Below are 18,471 nucleotides of genomic sequence, written 5' to 3'. Positions count from 1 at the left end.
GCTGACTATACTTTTTCTTTTATCAACTTTTCAACTGCTGGTACATCTGCAGGTGCCCATACTAGGGAGTTGAGATTTTCTCGCTTCAGCCAAATTAATTTAGAATGCTCGGTAGGAATGGGTGTTCCTTGAATGATTCTGCACTTTATGGATATGAGATTAATGATGAATGATTCATATTCATGAGTGATGTCGTTATGTAATTCTGTAGGTTCGACTTGGCAATGTAGTTCTTCTTTTATCTCTCTTGTTATAGCTGAATATAGATCCTCATCGGGTTCCACCTTCCCACCTGGAAATTCCCACATATTTGGAATCGCCATTTCCGGTGAACGCAAGGCACAAAGGATTTCCTTTTGCTTATTTTCTATAATTGCTGCCACAACTTTTACTGTTTTTTTCATGTTGTCCTCCGATAAATATAGTACTATTAATTATAATATCATTTATGAAAAAACAAGGTAGGTCTTAGAGTCTTTTTTAAATTAAGAATTAATTGCGCTAATATTTTTTGTAGCATTCTTATGGTGTTACAAACGGTAGATGAATATTTATTGAAAATATAAAACATTTGTTAGATGAAAGAAATAGAGGATGCGGTCTAAAGTGCTTATACATTTCTTAGCGGCTATCTATAAAAAAATCTTTACCAGGAGGAAAACGAATGCCAATTTACAACAAATTAGTTCGAGATCTAATACCAAAGGTTATTGAAAATACAGGTAAGCGGTTCACTACTAGAATCTTAGATGAGAAAGAATACATATCAGAATTGAAAAAGAAGAGTTATGAAGAACTAGAGGAATATATGGCTACTACAAATAAGGATGAAGCAATTGAAGAACTGGCAGATTTACTGGAGATCATCCATGCATTTGCTGAATATCATGGTTCTTCCATCCAAGAGGTTGAACAAGTACGCAGCAGGAAAGCAGCAGAACGCGGCGGATTTAAAGAAAAGATTTTTTTAATAGAGGTTGAAGATGAGTAATATTCACTTAGTCACACACCAGCTTGGCCAGCATATTAAAAAGCAGATTGAGTCGGCTTCATCAATTTGCATTCTTATATCATTTGTTATGAAGTCTGGTGTTGATTATTTAAAGAGTTCCTTAAAGGCAGCGGCCGATCGTGGAGCTGAGATAAAGATTTGTACCGGAGATTATTTGTTTGTTACCCAGCCTGAAGCGCTGGAATTGCTTTTAGAGATTGACAGCCGGATAGAGGTGAGGATTTGGAGGAGCAATGGAGTATCCTTCCACCCGAAGGCTTATCTCTTTGAATCGGAAGATCACGAGTGTTTGTTTGTAGGTTCTTCTAATCTATCAAGATCCGCATTGGGTAATGGAGTAGAATGGAATATCCGTATAAGTGACGAGAAAGATGTCTTTCAAGAGGGTTTTCAACTTTTCTTAGAGACTTTTTATTCTTCTCAAACTATTCCTTTAAATAAAGAAACTCTTAAAGAATACAAAGCCAGGTATGAAGAGAGTCAAAGGAAGAACCCCGGCTTGGTTCATAATTGGACCGAAACAGAAGAACTAAATTTAATGCTGCCTTCTGAGGAGGAAAGCAATTCTTCAGTAGGTGTAGTAATGGAATTTAAGCTTCCGTATGGATCTATCCAGCCTCGTTTTGCCCAGCCGGAAGCATTGGAAGAAATGAATAAGACACTGGAAGAGGGTTACAGCAAAGCGTTAGTGGTAATGGCAACTGGTCTTGGCAAAACGTACTTAGCGGGTTTCTTTGCACAGAAGTTCAAGCGAGTACTATTTATTGCCCATCGGGAAGAAATATTGTACCAGGCAAGGCGTTCTTTTCAAATGATTATGGCCGAGAAAACTTACGGTGTATATAATGGGAAAGTAAAGGAAGAAAAAGCGGACACTATTTTCGCATCCATATATACCCTTAGCTCTCAAAGACATCTGCACTCTTTTGATCCTGCAGATTTCGATTTAATAATTGTGGATGAATTCCACCATGCAGCAGCAGACTCTTATAAACGTGTTCTCGATTACTTTAATCCTGCTTTTTTATTGGGAATTACGGCTACACCTGACCGAAATGATAATAAGGATGTTTATGCAATCTGTGATGGAAATGTAGCTTATAGGATGGATTTTCTGGAAGCTATCAGCAGAGAATGGCTGGCGCCTTTTAAGTACTACGGTGTTTATGATGAGACTGACTACAGCCAGATTACCTGGCTGGGGAATAGATATGATGAAGCAGAACTGCTGGAGGCGCAATTACGCGAGGATTTGGCAGAACGGATATTGCAGGCATGGAAAGAGAAAAAACAAACCCGCACAATCGGTTTCTGCTCGTCGATCAGGCAAGCTATCTTCTTATCAGATTACTTTAATGAGCATGGGTATAAAACGGTCAGCCTGCATTCCAAGCAGGTTGGTGTGAGCAGGAGCGAGGCGATCAAGCAGCTTGAAATAGGTGAGCTTGATGTTATTTTTACAGTGGATCTTTTTAACGAGGGTGTTGATATACCTCCCGTCGACACGCTTCTTTTCGTTCGACCCACAGAATCGCTGGCTGTTTTTACCCAGCAAGTGGGGCGTGGTTTGAGGCTTTATCCCGAAAAAGAATACTGCACCATTATCGACTTGATAGGGAACTATCGGAATGCAGATATCAAGCTGAGTCTGTTTGATACAATGCGAGATGCCTCCGGATCAAAAAAGATCGAGCCGTCAGTTCCAGCATCTTGTGAAATTGATTTGGAACTGCGGGTTATAGATTTGCTGCAGGAAATGGCCAGAAAGAAGCACCCCCGAAAAGACAAACTGCTGAGTGATTATTTGTTCCTAAAGCAGGAGCTGGGAAGAAGGCCATCCTATCTGGAGCTTCACTTAAAAGGCCGGTCGGAATCGATTCAATATCGCCAGGAATTTAAATCGTACACGGGATTCCTTAAATGGGCGGGGGAGCTTTCAGAAAGAGAGCAGGAAGTTTTTGATCGTTATCGAGCCTGGTTAGAGGAAGTAGAAAAGACCGGAATGGCAAAGAGCTATAAAATGGTAGTTTTGCTTGCGATGCTGAACCGAGGAGTCTCTGATTGGAATAAACCGATAACGCCAATTGAGGCGGCACCGTTTTTTCACGAATACTTAACAGAAGAAGAGTTTCGAAAGCGGATTGATTTCTCAGACAAGACGTCAAGAAGGTTATGGGCTTATGATGAAAACGGTGTAAGTTCACTTATTTCAAAAATGCCGATGAGCAAATGGGGCGGCAGTTCAAATGGCCTTGTTACATTTGAAAATGGGATCTTTGAATTGAATTTTGATGTAATGCCGGAAGATGAGGAAATTTTGTATGACTGGACAAGGGAGATATGTGAGTATAGGCTCCATTATCATTTTGAGCGGAAGGCTAAGTGAGAAAAAATTTTATAAATAGAGTGATTTGGTCAGGAACTATTAGAAACATTACTTGGTAAGAGTATCTACACATTCCTTCCAGAAGTTGAGAAGTCTCTATATATCAATATTGAATATTAGCATTTCCTCCTTTAATTGTAATTTGTGGTTTAATAAAGTGAAAAGGTCGTGTTACTATTAAAGCCGTAATTTTTGATTTTGATGGTACTCTTGCTGATACTTTGCCAGTTTGTTTTTATGCATTTCAAGCTGTATTTAAGGACTTTGACAACAAAGAGGTTACTCCAGATGAGATAAAGGCTATGTTCGGTCCATCTGAGACTGGAATCATCAGAGAAACTTATGGATTCAAATCATGACAAAGCAATTGAATTATATTATGAGAAGTATAGTGAAAAACACAGCAAGAACTTGTTCTTGAGAATGAGGAGATTAACGATTTACTCCTGTTTTTAAAAAGAGAAGGTTATAAATTGGGGATTGTAACAGGAAAAGCTAGCAAAAGTTTGCTTATCTCTTTAGATTGCCTTAGTATGAATAACTTATTTGATGTGATAATCACTGGTGATGATGTTTCTATACCAAAACCTCATCCAGAAGGATTGAACAAGGCATTGGCACAGCTTAACATAAAAAACACCGGTGCTATTTTTTAGGAGATAGTGACGCTGACATTTTGGCTGGTAAACAAGCTAATGTACATACTATCGTAGTACAGTGGTTGCCAAATTATCAGACATTAGAGTTTGGTGTTCAACCAGATCAAATGTTAAATAACATAAATGAACTCATACAAGCACTTAAAAATTTCAAGTGTAAACAACAGTAATAGTATATAAACAAATTAGTTCAAGTAACGGGTGCGTCAATCCAGAAAGGATTAGTCGCCTTTGAACAATACAGAGAGCGTCTAGAACGAACTTTAATTCCGATTGAAGTAAGGGAATTAGACTAACTAAAAAAGGAATGATGTCTGTGCTTTCCATTGACCCTTCTACCAATACAGAACGAGAAAATTATAAGTTCCTGATAGGAAGCATCATACCCAGGCCCATTGCTTTCGTCACATCGCTTTCTGAAGAAGGAGTTCTGAACGGTGCCCCCTTTAGTTATTTTAATATCGTTTCGTCCAATCCGCCGATGATTTCTTTATCGGTCCAACGGAAAAATGGAACAATGAAGGATACGGCGAAGAACATCCTGGATACAAAGGAATTTGTCGTCCATATCGTCGATGAACAGAATGTCGAGAAAATAAATGAGACAGCTGCTTCCCTGCCTCCGGACCAAAGTGAAGTCGAACAGGCAAACTTGACGCCGGTAGAAAGCGTAAAGGTTTCCGTCCCAGGTGTAAAAGAAGCGAAAATCCGGATGGAATGTACACTGGAACATGCCATTCAACTGGGAGGCACAGATTCACCTGGCTGCGATCTGTTGATAGGGAAGGTTGTCCACTTCCACATTGATGATGACATATATGAAAACGGAAGGATCGATCCGAACGGAATAGCTGCCGTAAGCAGGCTTGCAGGACAGAATTATGCAAAAATAGGCGACATTTTTGCCATCGAACGACCAAAATAACTAGTCCAGGAAAGGGGAGATAGACATGCAGAAAACAGCAGGCATCCATCATATTACCTCGATGGTGAATGACGCAAAGAGAAACATTGACTTTTATGCAGGGGTACTGGGGTAACGGTTGGTAAAAAAAACCATCAATTCGACCGTCCGGAAGTATACCATCTTTATTTTGGGAATGGCACCGGACACCCTGGCAGTGTCATCACGTTCTTCCCATGGGCGAAACAACTAAAGGGCCGGATTGGCAGGGGTCAGGTAGGAGTGACAAGTTATATGGTTCCTCCTGGCTCCCGCCCTTTCTGGGAAAGACGTCTTGCAAAGTTTGGAGTGGAGTTCAAATCCTTACAACGCTTTGGCGAAACCTATGTACAGTTTCAAGACCCTGATGGCCTTGAATTGTTTAAACTAACGGGGCAGGATTAGTGAATAAACAAGGGGGATAGGTTTTATTAGGTAGACATTTCCAAATGGTAAAGTTCTGGCAGGTGAAACAGGCTTTCTTGTCGAAACTTAGATATATGAAATTCATTAAATTGGAGGGAAAAACGATGGCAGAAGTTTTGTTGTTACACCATGTTTTGGGCCGAACGAAGGGAATTGAAGCAATCGCCGATCAACTGAGAGATGCGGCGTTTTTGATAGTGTGATGTAAACTAATACATAATGTAGGAGGAAAATGCCTCTTTGCTGGGTTCTATATTCCTATTTTCATCGACTTCAATTAAAACCTTTTAAAGTGCTGCCTTTTCGTTTAAAGCCTTCTTTCATCTCCTACATCTAAATATATAAGAATAAGTGTCCCTCAATTTAGTATAATAAACATCCCTTCACACAAATGCGGAATGAAGACTACCGACCAAATTAGAGTAGCCTTTCTCACATCATCAAGCCAGTTCTTTTATTACATTGATACTAAATCCCTTGTTGATACAGTGAATTTTTGTAAACAATCAGAACTAAGACTATAAGCATTAACATTCTTCTTGTACTGCTTTACTACATCAACGTGGTCATCATAACTATAAACAAAGAAATTTACATCTTTTTTTCCTTTTTTTAGGTTGATAACAAATGGAATAACATTAGTCTCAGGTTCTAGAAAAAATTTTTCATTACCTTTAATCATAAAATATTTTTGTAAAAATGAAGCTTCATTAAAATAGGCAATAAATCTTAGTTTGTCTTCTTCTTCTAAGCTCTTTCCCTTAAACGTTACAGTAACATCAATTGGATTAAGTTTAGGATGAAGTGCAAATTTACTTTCAAGCCATTCCACACCTACACTTGGAAGAGCCGTTAAAAGTTTAATAATAATTCCAATAATCGCAATTGCAATAGCCCATGTCATAATATATCAACTCCTTAAGTAATAATATCTGGTTACTAACTTACTAATAGATATTCATGATAAATATGGAATTATCGGGCCCTGATCCGCACTTGTTCATCAGTTTGACTCCGCAGAATCATTAGCAGGAGGTGCATCTGCTTTAAAGCATTTCCGTCCATATTCTAGGGCTTTCCAGCTACCCGCTATTTATGTGACAAGTGTTCATGCGTCGATCCTATTACTTCTTGTTTGTGGTTGATGGTTTCCCTAGTCCCTTTTTTTTAGGTTTCTCGCTACTTACCTGCTTCGTATTACATCCAGATAGAATAAGTAAGAATAATACTGCTAAAAAGCTGTAATATTCAGCTTATAACTTCTTGTCCCATACGTCCTTCACATGTTGTAAATATAAATACAGTTTTCATTATACATAAAAGAAAAGACAATTACCTGAGAACTTTTTGGAAAATAATCGATCTTTTATTCGTGAAATAAACGTTGAATTCTCTGAAGATATTTCAACAAATTCTTGGCGCATGCGCTGCATCAATGACTAAAGGGAGCTTAATGGGTGTTTCTTTGCGTGAGATTAACGATAAGGTCCAACGAAACTATCTTTCCTTGTCGACAGGATTAAGATACAACTTAAACCGTGGTTTAAGTCAACAAAAAAACTAAAAAATTTTAAATTCTGTACCAGTTAATGAATTCAGACATTTCGTCACAAAAGGTAAATCAAAGGAAAACAGCATTTCTTTAAATTGAGATTATAATGTGAACCACAACAGTTAAATCGTTAATACTGCCTCATCCCGCTCAATTAGTGGCAGCAGTCCCTTTTTTTCATAATAACGTAACGTTGATTCTGTAATATGGAATTTTGCTGCAGCTTCGCTAATTGAACAATATTTCATCGGGAGACCTCCAAATTCCTCACTAAAAAACAAAAATGTGAAAAGGTGAACTTAAACTCCCATGAAAATAAAAACTGAAAAAGGGCATACGAAAATAAACTCAGAAAAACCAGTTTTTAAAAAGAGGCTGGGCCTCATAAAATTTTAGATATAAAATTGGTGGTACATGGCTTGAATTCAGACCCTTCTCGTTGGAGTAAAATAAGTGCAGCTGGAGCAACAACCAGAATTAGGATTAATCTCCCATGAGTGCTACCCATCAAGGGTGCGACAGTCGGTGTTACACCGTGGTCGTTGGAGTCAGACTAACGGATGGGCTCTAAGGAACCATAGTTCAAAGACCTTCTTCTCCAGCATTAAACAGTATAATCTCACAGCCTATTTTCATTCTCTGTGGTGAATCGCTGATTTGTGTGATTCATGGATGGCTAACGGGTGCTTTTGTTGAATAACTTCAGTTTTTAATCATAATTAAGTCTGGCTAACATTAAGCCATGCTTTTATTATTGTCACGAATAGATGGTTCATGTCACGATAAAGTTGTCTCCGGCACAAATGTCACGACTGGGTTGTCACTCGACAGAAGGGGTAGGAAATCTAAGAGATAACTATATTACTTTACTTTTCAACTATGCGTAAAATATCCATTTTACGAATAATATCTTTAACAACATAGCGCGTATTACGTTAATAATACTATATAAATCGGAAGGTAACTAGTTATACATACATTACAAAAATTATCATATAAACGATTCAAAGAAGAAAGTATAGAAAATCGTGTCATATAATAATGACAACGATTTTCTATACTTTCTGGTTTTTTACCACAAATTCAATACTATTATGGAAAATGACATAAAATATCTATATTCCCCGGAGATTAAAAGGCAGTAAAGAGTTTTATGTCTTAATGGTGTAGAGAATTGTGTTACTCGTCAGAAGGGGACATTAAAATAGATTGAGCGTATATAATTTGTCGTTTTTAAAGTTTAAATTCTCGGCAGTTTTTGAAACATATAGGATTAGTCTCAGTATAAAATAGAAATCTTAGATATTGAGACAGAATGAGAATTTATAAAATGCAAGGACAGATTATAATGTTGTGTCATTTCTTTACTCCTTTACCACTTTATTCATATAAAGTATAATAAAGTTCATAGAGAGAAGCGGATAGATATTAAGATGAAAAAAGAGGGATTATATTGAAAAAAATATTAATCATTGGCAGTAGTGGAGGCAACTTATTTAATTTAGGCGGTGCAAGTCCAAGGAAGCTGTTAGACGAAATTTTAATTCAAATTAAGGCTGCCGAATTGGAAGCGGAAGATTTGCTTTTCGTGACAGCAGGTGAATCAATGGACACAGCAAATGATCACACCAGGGCCTCAATTTATCGTTTGGAAAAACATCAGCCCGTTGAGATTTTCAATGGCAATCTTAAGGATGCTAATATTGAAGCCTCCAAAGTAGATTCATATTTGGCAGACCGGATCAGGAATAATGAAGTGGATGGAATCATCGCAATGAGTGTGGATCCGGAAGGGACTAATCTACATACCATTAAGGCAGCTATTGAAACAAACATACCCATAGTTGGTACTGGCGGAACTTCAATGGCTATGATTACATCTAAAGGAGGCAATGTGATAGCGTCATCTGGTACCACCGGTACTACCAACAGAACCAGAGCGGTTTCGTTTATATCATGCCTTTGTAAGCACTGGGATATTAAGTACAACCCTCAAATCGGAGGATCAGGCCATAAGGAAGAAATTGCAAGCGGCAATGTGTTTAAAAATATTAATATTAGAGGAATCATGATTTCATCTTTGCCAGGTTTTATTGCGATGGCCTTGGTATTGGCTTTAAGCAAAATCCCGGCGTTAGAAGGGCTTGGTGAAGTTACAGACCTCTTGCTGAAAGCTCTGCCAGTGATGATGGCTGTTATTGCGGCTAAGCAAGTATCTGAATTAGATGAAGTATCTATCCTGTCAGGTGTTATCGCAGGAGTTCTGTCTGTGAATGGCGGTATCATTGGCGGGATCATTGGAGGAATTGGAGCGGGTATTTTGGTTCATTATCTATTCGGAAAATGTATACAATGGCGCTTTCCGATGACAACTGTCAATATTGTGGCAGGCGGGATATCCGGTTTAATTTCAGGTTTGATTGTTTTCTACTTTATCGGACCGGTGGCGTTGAAGGCGGGTAACTTGATTAAGGAAATAATTGAATTGGCAGTGTCATTTAATCCCGTCCTTGCAGGCACGGTTGCAGGATTGCTTATCTGGCCAGCAATCTTGGGTGGTGTCTACCACGCAGCAATCCTTCCAATTGTGCTTCTTGAGATGGAGAAAACAGGAAACAGCTTTTTAGGAGCCGTGGATATGGTCGGTTTGGTCATGGTATCAGCTGGAATAACGCTTGCAAATATTCTTTCTCCAAGGGATAAAGGTGAAGCCGCAGTTGCAACGCCAGGATTTATGATCAATATGGGCTTCGGTACCTTTGTGGAAGCTGCTTACCCTTTTATGTTCTCAAATAAGGCAGTATTTATAGGCGCAGTATTATCGGCGGGTCTTGGAGGTGCCATGGTCGGTTTCTTTGATGTACGCGGTACAGCTTATGTTCCATCTTTTACGGCACCTTTTATGTCGAATAACCCCATTGGATTTATCATTGCCATGGCGGTTCCGTTGCTATCTGCCCTAATTATTACTTTGATTGCTAACAAGAGAGCCACTAACAAAAAGAAAAGGGATGAAGCAACACACAATAGCCCCCTTAAATTGGAATCCTATTAGACAAAGTATAACTAGCCTTGTAGCTTCATTGTCTACTCCACTCTACATAAAGATAGAAAGGAATTACCGTCTTTAAAGGGGTGAACAATCTTGTTGACATTCCTGGAGCAGGTAACATAAGTACCAAATTAACATCTGCACAGCTTCAACTGGCTGAAATTGACAGGATGTTAGTGAGTTTGGATTACTTAACAGTTATTCAACAAGAGATGAATGATTCTCATCAAAAGTTAAGTTCATTATTCGAAGAATATCAAAAAGAAAAAAGCACTGAAAAATTATTTGAAATTGAAGAAGTGTTAAATTCAAACTTGATTTATCAGATTGAAAAGTTAAGTAATACTAAAGTTCTAGATCTATCTTCAGGTGTTTTAATTACAGTAAATAAAGCTGAATCCCTTTTTAATTCATTACAGGAAGCAGGAAAAAAGACAGTAAATACACTTCAGTTTTGGAAGGAAAATGAAGGAAATTCTGATGGATCAGATATAAAAGAAACTTTAGAAAAAGATTTAGATGCTTCTAAAGAGAAGATTCAAAAGATGCCTAATGAAATAGAAAAACGGTCCAGGGGCAGTATTACGTCAATAAGCATTGTTCGAAAAGAAATACAGACTATAAAGATAGCAGAAATGTAAAGTAGTGAATGAAGGGGGATAATCCCTCTTTTTATTTTTTTGCATTTTGATAGGTTACGGTGAACCGTATCATAAGTAAATGAGGTTTTTATTCTATACAAAGAAATAAATGACACCTAGACTGCACTATGTCTAGGTGTCATTTATTTTGTCATGAGATGTATCCGAGGTCTAAAGAAACGGTGTTAGGAAATTTTGTCCTTGAAAAGAGCTTCACTCAAGTTAGGTTCATTGTTTTGGTCACTTGATTCGGATTTATAAAAATCTTGTTTATCCAAGAACACGGTGGCTAAGGTACCCCCAACCAGACCCCAGAATGGCGCTCCGATATGGAGAATAGAGATCCCAGAGATAGTGATTATAAAGGAAAAGAGGGCTCCTGATTTGAATGGACCAGAGAAACTCATTTTCAAAGAGTCAACCAGTACACTAATCATGGCGACCCCACCTAGTAATTGAATTAATGAGGCAGGAATGACATGTGGAATTTGCGAAGCTATTGGAGAGAATAGAGCTAATAGACAGGATAATACTCCTAATACAATAGCAGCGACATACCTATGTTCAAGTTTGCCTGATTCTTTGTTAACAAGTAAGCCCGTCATGGGACCTGCAATACAGGCTGGGTGGCCCCCAAAAAAAGCATTTATAATGGTCCCGATTCCGCTCCAATTGGTCATGGCATTAATCGGTGGACGATAGCCATGGGTTTCTAAAATAGCAATCCCTTGGGCATTTTGAATAGCAATAACTGTTAAGAGTAATGGAATGACAAGTTCCCCTACAACGGAAAAACTAAATGATGGGACGATAAAATGGGGAATGCCCATTGTTATATGGAGAGGCTGTACAGAAACGTTCGGCAAAAATTTAAGACAAAGAATTGCTGCAATGATCGCCCCTAATATAGGGGGAAACTTTTTTGAAAATCGTAAGAAAAAAGAAAGAGCAAGAAAGACAAGTAACGGGATTCCGTTGAGTAAAGGATTTTTTACAACCGAGCCGATCATTTCAGTTCCGAAAGGGAGTAAGACGCCTGACACCATCCCCATCATAACTGGCATAGGCAAAACCTTCATCATTTTTGTAACAATGCCAGATAAACCTAAAAGAAAAATAAGGATCCCGGTTAAAATATAGCCACCAACCACTTGGTTGAAAGAATAATGGGTTAAGCTTGAGCCGACAAGAATGGCTCCAGGTATTGAAAAGGCATAGCCTAGGGGTTGCCCATAATATAAGGAGACGATGAGCGTTAGGAGTCCCCCCATTCCATAAATGGCGAAAATCCATGAGCTGGTTATGCTGCCAGACAAATGACCTTTTGCAGCAGCTTGTAAAACAATTAATAATGGTCCTGCTGAACCAAAAAGCCAGGCCACAAATCCATTCGATATATTCCCAACCGATAAAAGCTTTGGAAATTGCATGGTATTTTTTTTGAACAACAAAGTCACACTCCTTCAACTAATGAATTACACTACATCTTAGTGTATACTCAATTTATCAATACTTAAAATATCTGTTTTGTCTTTTTACTATATCTTTTGGGTATGATGGAGGTTTCATATTGGATATTCGACAGTTAAAATACTTTGTCACTATAGCAGAAGAAGGTAAGATTACGACCGCTGCAAAGAAATTAAATATTGCTCAACCCCCTTTGAGTAGACAACTCAAACAAATGGAAGAAGAGCTAGGCGTCATTTTATTTGATCGAGATAACAAAAGTCTTAATTTAACCTTGGAGGGGGAAAGATTACTTCTTCGAGCAAAAGAACTTTTAAATAAACTTGATGAAACAATGGTTGAAGTTCAAGAATTGAGGAAAGACGCCAGTGGGATTTTATCTGTTGGATCCAATCTTTATTGTGCATCTTTAATTCTTTCTAAGGTGGTAGATATTCGTGAGAAAAATCCTGGTCTTACTTTCAAAGTATGGGAAGGTGAAACGATTCATCTCATAAAAATGTTATCTAAACGCCAGATTGAGATTGCGATAACAAATAGTCCAATAACAGAAAAAAGTATCTCTCAAATGACATTGGAAAGTGACCCATATGTGCTTGTTTTACCTGAAAAATGGACGTGGAGTGGATCAGAACAATGCAGGTTAGAGGAAATCATCGATTTGCCATTGATTCTTCTACGACCAAACTATGGTTTAGGTGCGTATGGACAAATTGTCAATGAATTTCAACGGTTAGATTTAGAACCAAATATACTGTGCGAATGTCAGGATTTAATTATGTTACTTGGTCTCGTTTCATCGGGGTTTGGTGCAACGATCTTACCACTCTCGTTATTATCCCTCCATTCATTGGGAGGATTGAGAGTCATTCAGCTAAAGGATCAGACCTTAATATCTGAACCTAAAGTAATTTGGAGGAAGAATAGTTACTTATCAAAAGCAGCAAAAGAATTTTTAAAACTTTTTTAGACACTAAAATTATTTACTCAAAAGTAATAGACTTCAACGTTGAAAAATGGCAAATAAAATGAAACAGGTATAGTTTTGACTGTCTGTTGTAAAGTAGATCTTTAAATGAAAAATAAAATATATTCATGGTTTTATAACATCATTTAAATTCGTGACGGTGAACCGCATCATAAGTAAATCAGGTTTTTGAGGGAATATAAAAATCTAAACATTGAAAAATACTTAATCTACTTCATCCAGTCTTTAAATTGACTAGCACTGTGAAAGGATGTTGACAGGCTAATAAATCAAAAAGGCTGACTAAAAAACTTTTAGCCAGCCTTTTTGATTATGCAGTTTTGGAAATGATTTGGTTATTTTCTAATAAGGCCCTTGATTCACCAATAGCGGGCTGACAACCCTAAGAAATGGTTATCCTATATGGTCTATGCACTAATATACGATACAGATCGGGACGTATACTCCGGTAGCCTAAAATTAGCTGATATGCATAATGAAAGTTGATGTAAATATATATTATAGTTATGAGTTTATTAGAGGATGTTCTCACGTCAAAAGGACGTTGGGGCATCCTCTTTTTATTTTGCTAAAGGAGAGATGTCATTTGAAAAAATCAGCTGCTAAAAGAGTAAAAAATTGTATCAGTAAAGCTTTTTAACTGAGAAAAGACACCATCTCTTTCCGATCATGATGGACACACAAAGACCAGATCGGATTGCTTTAAACCTTGCACAAGGAAAAATAGTAATTCTCCTGCATGGGACGCCTTTTGGATTAATTGTTCCGGTAGTATTTTTTGATTTTATGTCTGCTATGGATGACACATCTCATACTTTTTGGGTGAGCAGGTTAATGATTTTTATTCGATATATGGGTCTGATTATTACTCTCATTCTTCCAGCTTTGTATGTGGCACTGACCTCCTATAACCCTGAGATTCTAAGATCCCAGCTGGCGGCTACTATTGCTGGCAGCCGTGCTGGCGTGCCTTACCCTTCTTTTTTTGAAGTCTTATTTATGCTTTTGGCGGTGGAAATGCTAATTGAATCCAGCCTGAGGCTTCCGAAAACAATTGGACCGACTGCGACAACAGTTGGCGGATTAATACTTGGCCAGGCTGCTCAGCAGGTACAGCTTGTCAGTTCGATCATGATTATCATTACCGCCTTCGTAGCCATTGCCAATTTTACAATTCCCGTTAATTCAATGGGTTTTGCAGTGCGGGTCGCACGCTAACCACTAATCTTACTGGCCAGTTTATTCGGAATAATGGGTTTATTAGGGGGGATTATCCTAATAATTTGTTACCTCACTGACACACGAAGCTTTGGTACACCTCTTTTAAGAATGTATTGGGGATCCTCTAAGAGAATAGAGAAAATAAGCGAGGAACCGAAGGGGGAACGGGGTTAGTTGGCACGTTATTTCTATTACATTATCTTACTAAATATGGCATTAAATATCATTCTCAACGTTCCCATGGTTTTGATACAAAACCGTTTTAATGGCTCGATTACATCCATTCTCATAAGTATCCCGCTTGGCACCCTGCTGGCCTATCTTTTTACAAAGGGTATGAGCAGATTTCCATATCAGGGCCTTCCGGAAATATTTAAAGAGGTAATGCCGGGATATATCAGAGTTCCTTTTTTATTTTTTTTAGCGTTAATGTGGCTGGCAGCTGGCAGCCGGCACCCTTGCTGTAACTTCTTTTTGCTATGTTATTAAGCTCTATCTGAATCCGGAAATGGATTTAAGAATCATTTCGGGTTTTCTTATTCTCTTGCTTATATATGGAGCAACCCGAAATACTCAATCTATTTTGTATAAAACTGAAATTACCATGCTGGCCGCTCTTCCATTTATAGGCTTTATTATCTTCAAGTCACTATCAAGTGATTATTTTTACCCTGTACATATTAAGAGAATTCTACAATTCACCTGGCAAATGCCTAACTACAGCTCTATTGCAGCAGCCAGTTATATATTTACAGGATATATCAATTTGGTGATTATTAACAGAAATATTCAAGCAAAGGAGATCCTATATTATTTTTGGGTAATTCCCGTACTCGGTTCTTTAATACTTGCCTTTACGTATCTTACACCTTTTGGGTTCTTAGGGATTCATTCCGTGGGTGATTTTGTCTTTCCATGGATGGTTACGGTTGATTCATTAAGAATGCAATACGGGTTTATTGAACGAACCAGTTTTGTATTAGTGTTTGTATTCATGCTGTTAACGATGCTTTTTGGAATAGTCACCTGGAATGTTGGCCTTGAGCTAATGAAAGGTGCCTTTGGTATACAAGATAGAAAGACTGGCATGCGCTTATTTGCATTAACCTTTCTTTCTTTTATTGGATTCCTGAGTGTCTATTTTCAAGAATCCTTGAACCAAAGGGAGTTTTTCGGGTACGCAAAATACTGGTTTAACTTTCGGCTGCCTGTTGAAGTGGTATTAGTTATGGTTGTTTTTCTACTTTCCTTGAGGAGGAAGAAAACATGAAGAAGAAGGATTCCTTATTAATCTTATGTGTTGTCCTTGGTCTTGCGGGAATGTTAGCGGGTTGTGCGTTTAAGGATATAGATAAGCGCTTCTTTGTGGTGTCTATGGGTGTAGATAAGTCAAATAATCCTAAGAAACCCTTCCATGTTTCCCTCAACAGGAAAGTGAAATACCGCTGGCGCTTTACGGAATTATACAAGAGTTTTATACAAATGGACGACATGCCACGGTTATGCCGTTTTTGGTGTGCCAGGCATGTTGATTAACTAGGCGGTGAAAGCCCGCTATGGACGTTGGGATATGCGAACCATTAGCTAAAGGCAAGGGTGTCTGCGGTGACGCGGATTCTGTAGGAAGCCCAAGGTAGCAAACGGGAAACAGAGCAATAACGGTTCCACACAGGCAAATAATTTAAGTGGCGGCAGGAAACCTTTTGAGCTTTACCAGTCATAAGTAAGTATGGGTGTCATATGAATAGCTAAAATATGAATATTTTTGAGACAGGATGACCGTCCCCGTTTAATTGGGGGATTGCCGGGAGATGCTATAGATAAAATAGTTGTTGAGGCAGAGGGTGGTTGGAGTGAAGGTATTGTCGATGATTCAGCCTTGGGCAAGTCTGTTTGTCTTGCGCGAGGCTCAATATGAAACTAGGTCGTGGAGTACGAAATATCGCGGCCCTCTTGCGATTCATACCAGCAAAAAAGTCGATAAAGAGGTCTGCAGACTTGAGGCGATCAAGTCTCTGCTTTCAAAGCATGGGTACAAGTCCGATGATCTTCCAACTGGCGTGATCATTGCTGTCTGCCAGCTTGAAAATTGTTTGAGGGTGATGGAAAACAACGAGACATCGGCCGTGTTGGAGGATGGAAGAATCGTATCAGGCAATGACTTTTTACTCGGTGATTATGAAGTGGGAGGGTATGTCTGGGAAGTCAGGAATATGAAGATGCTGGACAGCTTCATTCCGGCTAAAGGAAGGCTTGGGCTATGGGAGTATGATGTATAGAGTGCCTGTTCATCGGGGAAAGCGCGCTTTTTTGATTGGTATCTTTACCGTCAAATCCACTGGCTATTCCTGCATTATTTACTAGATATCGATTGATTTGAAGCGGTCGATTGCAGAGGAGACCAGGTGTTCCACATCAGATTGTTTCGTTAAATCAGCCTGAACGGCAAGCACATTGCCTCCCAGCTTTTCAAATTTCCGCTGCTGCTTCTTTTAATGCTTCTTCACCACGGCCACAAATTACAACATTGGTGCCTTCCTTGGCAAATGCGACGGCAATTGCTTTTCCAATACCATTACTGCCGCCTGTCACGAATGCCGTTTTATCTTTTAATCCAAGATTCACTTTATATCAATACTTTCAATGGGCGTCTATTGTTGATTATATACTAACATTCGAACAAATGAACTATGGCTGATTTTCTGCTCCCATACTCAATAAAGGAGGGAAACCACTAAGATGGTTTCCCTTTAAAAATGTTCCGTCTTGTTTAGTATAGGGTATATTTTTATCCTTGCTGAGCAAGGACAATGATCATCATGATTCCCATTTGTTGAAAAATTCAAGGAAGCTGAGATGGAATGAGATAAGTGAACTCCTTATACAATAGGAAGCCAGCCAGGGATGCCAGTATAGTACTCCCACATTTTATCAGAAATAGCCAGTTCTTTTTGATCTTTTTTAGATAATGTTGTGCGGATTTTGTCTTCTTCACCGGCTTGTACTTTTTGTACCCACTGAGGTTCCATTATCAATTCCCTCCCTAAAGCGATTAAAGGTACACCTGTTTCAAATGCTTTCATCACTTCATCGGGTGTCCGCAGCATCCCAACACCCATTACAGGAACACGATCGCCGACACGTTCGTGGATCATAACAACTCGGGATGTCTGATCGTTATCATCACGGATTGATCCGTTCCAAAAGCCGCCGACAGAAATATGGAGATAATCCAGGTCCTGGTCCGCTAACTTGTCCACTAATTGCAGCGTGTCTTCCATGGTGATGCCAGGATTCTCTCTTTCTTCAGGTGATAGCCGATAGCCGATGATAAAAGGTTTTGTTGCATGGTCTGAAACTTCTTTTTTAACAGCCTCAACTACAGCAAGCGGGAAGGACATACGTTTTTCCAGAGTTCCACCCCACTTGTCAGTTCTGCGATTTGAGTGTGGAGAAAAGAATTGCTGAATCAAATACGTATTGGCACCATGAATTTCAACTCCATCATACCCAGCTTCGATTGCTCTTCTGGTTGCTTCACCAAATGCTTTAATAATTTCTTCGATTTCGTCTGCTGTCATTTCCCGAGGTACCACGGCATCGTCCCGTTCCGCTGCTACCGCGCTCGGAGCAATTGGTTGACGATCGAGCAATTCTTCAGGCGGGCACATTCTGCCACCGTGAAAAATTTGTAAAATCGCCTTTGAACCTTTTTCCTGTATAGCTGTCGCCACACGTCTTAAACTAGGTATTAGTGAATCGGAATCTGCACCAAATTCACCCGGGAATCCTTTTCCATTCCTGGTGACGTATGTGCATGCGGTGATTACCGCTCCTACACCACCGGCACGTTCTTGATAATACGCTACTTCTTCGTCTGATACTTCACCATTTTCATGTGCCGCCGTATTGGTCATGGGTGCCATTGTAATACGGTTCTTTATTTCAACTCCAGAACGGAAGGTAAATGGTTTAAAAGCAGCTTCATATTTTGGATTCATCTTTTTTCTCCTTTTGTTTACATCAAGTTTGTTAAAGGGTTTTGCTATTTAGCAATGGATAACATAGACTACAAAAATTTCTTTGACAGGCACTTTTTATATTCTATACAAAAAATTTAT

At 38.8% G+C, this 18,471-nt stretch carries 15 protein-coding genes and 5 pseudogenes; 14 read left to right on the top strand and 6 right to left on the bottom strand.

Features of this window, described 5'->3' with window-relative positions:
• Positions 1 to 5: 5 nt before the first annotated feature.
• Positions 6 to 404 carry a (deoxy)nucleoside triphosphate pyrophosphohydrolase gene (locus CVD28_RS06190; protein ID WP_101591492.1) on the bottom strand — a complete coding sequence of 133 codons (399 nt, stop codon included), beginning with the start codon at positions 402 to 404 and terminating at the stop codon, positions 6 to 8.
• Positions 405 to 664: 260 nt separating this feature from the next.
• Here CVD28_RS06190 and CVD28_RS06185 point away from each other — a divergent pair, with 260 nt between their 5' ends.
• The 6 genes and pseudogenes from CVD28_RS06185 to CVD28_RS06160 form a co-directional block, all read left to right on the top strand.
• Positions 665 to 991, top strand: coding sequence for a nucleoside triphosphate pyrophosphohydrolase (locus CVD28_RS06185; protein WP_101591491.1), 327 nt, complete (start codon positions 665 to 667; stop codon positions 989 to 991).
• The gene (locus CVD28_RS06180) at positions 984 to 3,398 is read left to right on the top strand and encodes a DEAD/DEAH box helicase family protein (RefSeq protein ID WP_101591490.1); all 2,415 of its coding nucleotides are present in this window, start codon (positions 984 to 986) and stop codon (positions 3,396 to 3,398) included. The genes CVD28_RS06185 and CVD28_RS06180 overlap by 8 nt, the downstream gene beginning before the upstream one ends.
• A gap of 221 nt (positions 3,399 to 3,619) precedes the next feature.
• Positions 3,620 to 4,054: pseudogene (locus CVD28_RS06170) on the top strand (HAD hydrolase-like protein).
• Positions 4,055 to 4,068: 14 nt separating this feature from the next.
• Positions 4,069 to 4,227 (top strand): annotated as a pseudogene (locus CVD28_RS29210) (HAD family hydrolase); the annotation flags it as partial.
• Between the two features lie 146 nt (positions 4,228 to 4,373).
• Positions 4,374 to 4,982 (top strand): flavin reductase family protein, encoded by a 609-nt coding sequence (locus CVD28_RS06165; protein ID WP_101591489.1) that lies wholly within the window; start codon positions 4,374 to 4,376, stop codon positions 4,980 to 4,982.
• A 25-nt stretch (positions 4,983 to 5,007) separates the two neighbouring features.
• Positions 5,008 to 5,381, top strand: a pseudogene (locus tag CVD28_RS06160) (VOC family protein); the annotation flags it as partial.
• 502 nt (positions 5,382 to 5,883) lie between these two features.
• Here the strand turns inward: CVD28_RS06160 and CVD28_RS06150 are convergent.
• Together CVD28_RS06150 and CVD28_RS06145 are read right to left on the bottom strand one after the other, a co-directional pair.
• Positions 5,884 to 6,330 (bottom strand): YfmQ family protein, encoded by a 447-nt coding sequence (locus tag CVD28_RS06150; protein ID WP_101591488.1) that lies wholly within the window; start codon positions 6,328 to 6,330, stop codon positions 5,884 to 5,886.
• 785 nt (positions 6,331 to 7,115) lie between these two features.
• Positions 7,116 to 7,226 (bottom strand): annotated as a pseudogene (locus CVD28_RS06145) (MerR family DNA-binding transcriptional regulator); the annotation flags it as partial.
• A gap of 1,205 nt (positions 7,227 to 8,431) precedes the next feature.
• On the opposite strand from CVD28_RS06145, the gene CVD28_RS06140 reads away from it, so the two are divergent.
• Entirely contained in the window at positions 8,432 to 10,033 is a 1,602-nt protein-coding gene (locus CVD28_RS06140; RefSeq protein WP_257985773.1) for a PTS sugar transporter, read from the top strand.
• A 179-nt stretch (positions 10,034 to 10,212) separates the two neighbouring features.
• Positions 10,213 to 10,671: a hypothetical protein gene (locus CVD28_RS06135; RefSeq protein ID WP_142384732.1), complete on the top strand. Its 459-nt coding sequence runs from the start codon at positions 10,213 to 10,215 to the stop codon at positions 10,669 to 10,671.
• 185 nt (positions 10,672 to 10,856) lie between these two features.
• Here CVD28_RS06135 and CVD28_RS06130 read toward each other — a convergent pair whose 3' ends face one another.
• Positions 10,857 to 12,119 carry a benzoate/H(+) symporter BenE family transporter gene (locus CVD28_RS06130; RefSeq protein WP_101591485.1) on the bottom strand — a complete coding sequence of 421 codons (1,263 nt, stop codon included), beginning with the start codon at positions 12,117 to 12,119 and terminating at the stop codon, positions 10,857 to 10,859.
• A gap of 122 nt (positions 12,120 to 12,241) precedes the next feature.
• On the opposite strand from CVD28_RS06130, the gene CVD28_RS06125 reads away from it, so the two are divergent.
• The 6 genes and pseudogenes from CVD28_RS06125 to CVD28_RS06100 all read left to right on the top strand — a co-directional run bounded on the left by CVD28_RS06125 (position 12,242) and on the right by CVD28_RS06100 (position 16,629).
• Positions 12,242 to 13,111: a LysR family transcriptional regulator gene (locus tag CVD28_RS06125; protein WP_101591484.1), complete on the top strand. Its 870-nt coding sequence runs from the start codon at positions 12,242 to 12,244 to the stop codon at positions 13,109 to 13,111.
• 663 nt (positions 13,112 to 13,774) lie between these two features.
• Positions 13,775 to 14,347: pseudogene (locus CVD28_RS06120) on the top strand (spore germination protein); the annotation flags it as partial.
• 177 nt (positions 14,348 to 14,524) lie between these two features.
• The gene (locus CVD28_RS06115) at positions 14,525 to 14,839 is read left to right on the top strand and encodes a hypothetical protein (protein WP_101591482.1); all 315 of its coding nucleotides are present in this window, start codon (positions 14,525 to 14,527) and stop codon (positions 14,837 to 14,839) included.
• A gap of 19 nt (positions 14,840 to 14,858) precedes the next feature.
• Positions 14,859 to 15,620 carry a hypothetical protein gene (locus tag CVD28_RS06110; protein WP_142384730.1) on the top strand — a complete coding sequence of 254 codons (762 nt, stop codon included), beginning with the start codon at positions 14,859 to 14,861 and terminating at the stop codon, positions 15,618 to 15,620.
• Complete coding sequence (locus tag CVD28_RS06105) at positions 15,617 to 15,886, top strand: hypothetical protein (RefSeq protein WP_101591480.1); 270 nt, start codon at positions 15,617 to 15,619, stop codon at positions 15,884 to 15,886. Before CVD28_RS06110 ends, CVD28_RS06105 begins: the two co-directional genes overlap by 4 nt.
• 317 nt (positions 15,887 to 16,203) lie before the next feature.
• Positions 16,204 to 16,629 (top strand): ASCH domain-containing protein, encoded by a 426-nt coding sequence (locus CVD28_RS06100; RefSeq protein WP_101591479.1) that lies wholly within the window; start codon positions 16,204 to 16,206, stop codon positions 16,627 to 16,629.
• Between the two features lie 190 nt (positions 16,630 to 16,819).
• Here the strand turns inward: CVD28_RS06100 and CVD28_RS06095 are convergent, their stop codons facing one another.
• On the bottom strand, positions 16,820 to 16,975 hold the full coding sequence (locus tag CVD28_RS06095) for an SDR family NAD(P)-dependent oxidoreductase (RefSeq protein ID WP_101591478.1): 156 nt from the start codon (positions 16,973 to 16,975) through the stop codon (positions 16,820 to 16,822).
• 254 nt (positions 16,976 to 17,229) lie between these two features.
• Positions 17,230 to 18,351: an NADH-dependent flavin oxidoreductase gene (locus CVD28_RS06090; protein WP_101591477.1), complete on the bottom strand. Its 1,122-nt coding sequence runs from the start codon at positions 18,349 to 18,351 to the stop codon at positions 17,230 to 17,232.
• Positions 18,352 to 18,471 lie beyond the last annotated feature (120 nt).

The organism is Bacillus sp. M6-12 (assembly GCF_002860285.1).
Taxonomy (GTDB): domain Bacteria; phylum Bacillota; class Bacilli; order Bacillales; family DSM-1321; genus Peribacillus.
This window is presented reverse-complemented; position numbering and strand designations above follow the sequence as displayed.

Excerpts from the sequence above, each read along its gene's own strand:
- CVD28_RS06190 (WP_101591492.1), bottom strand. The coding sequence starts at position 404 with ATGAAAAAAACAGTAAAAGTTGTGGCAGCAATTATAGAAAATAAGCAA.
- CVD28_RS06185 (WP_101591491.1), top strand. The coding sequence starts at position 665 with ATGCCAATTTACAACAAATTAGTTCGAGATCTAATACCAAAGGTTATT.
- CVD28_RS06180 (WP_101591490.1), top strand. The coding sequence starts at position 984 with ATGAGTAATATTCACTTAGTCACACACCAGCTTGGCCAGCATATTAAA.
- CVD28_RS06150 (WP_101591488.1), bottom strand. The coding sequence starts at position 6,330 with ATGACATGGGCTATTGCAATTGCGATTATTGGAATTATTATTAAACTT.
- CVD28_RS06110 (WP_142384730.1), top strand. The coding sequence starts at position 14,859 with ATGGATTTAAGAATCATTTCGGGTTTTCTTATTCTCTTGCTTATATAT.
- CVD28_RS06105 (WP_101591480.1), top strand. The coding sequence starts at position 15,617 with ATGAAGAAGAAGGATTCCTTATTAATCTTATGTGTTGTCCTTGGTCTT.
- CVD28_RS06090 (WP_101591477.1), bottom strand. The coding sequence starts at position 18,351 with ATGAATCCAAAATATGAAGCTGCTTTTAAACCATTTACCTTCCGTTCT.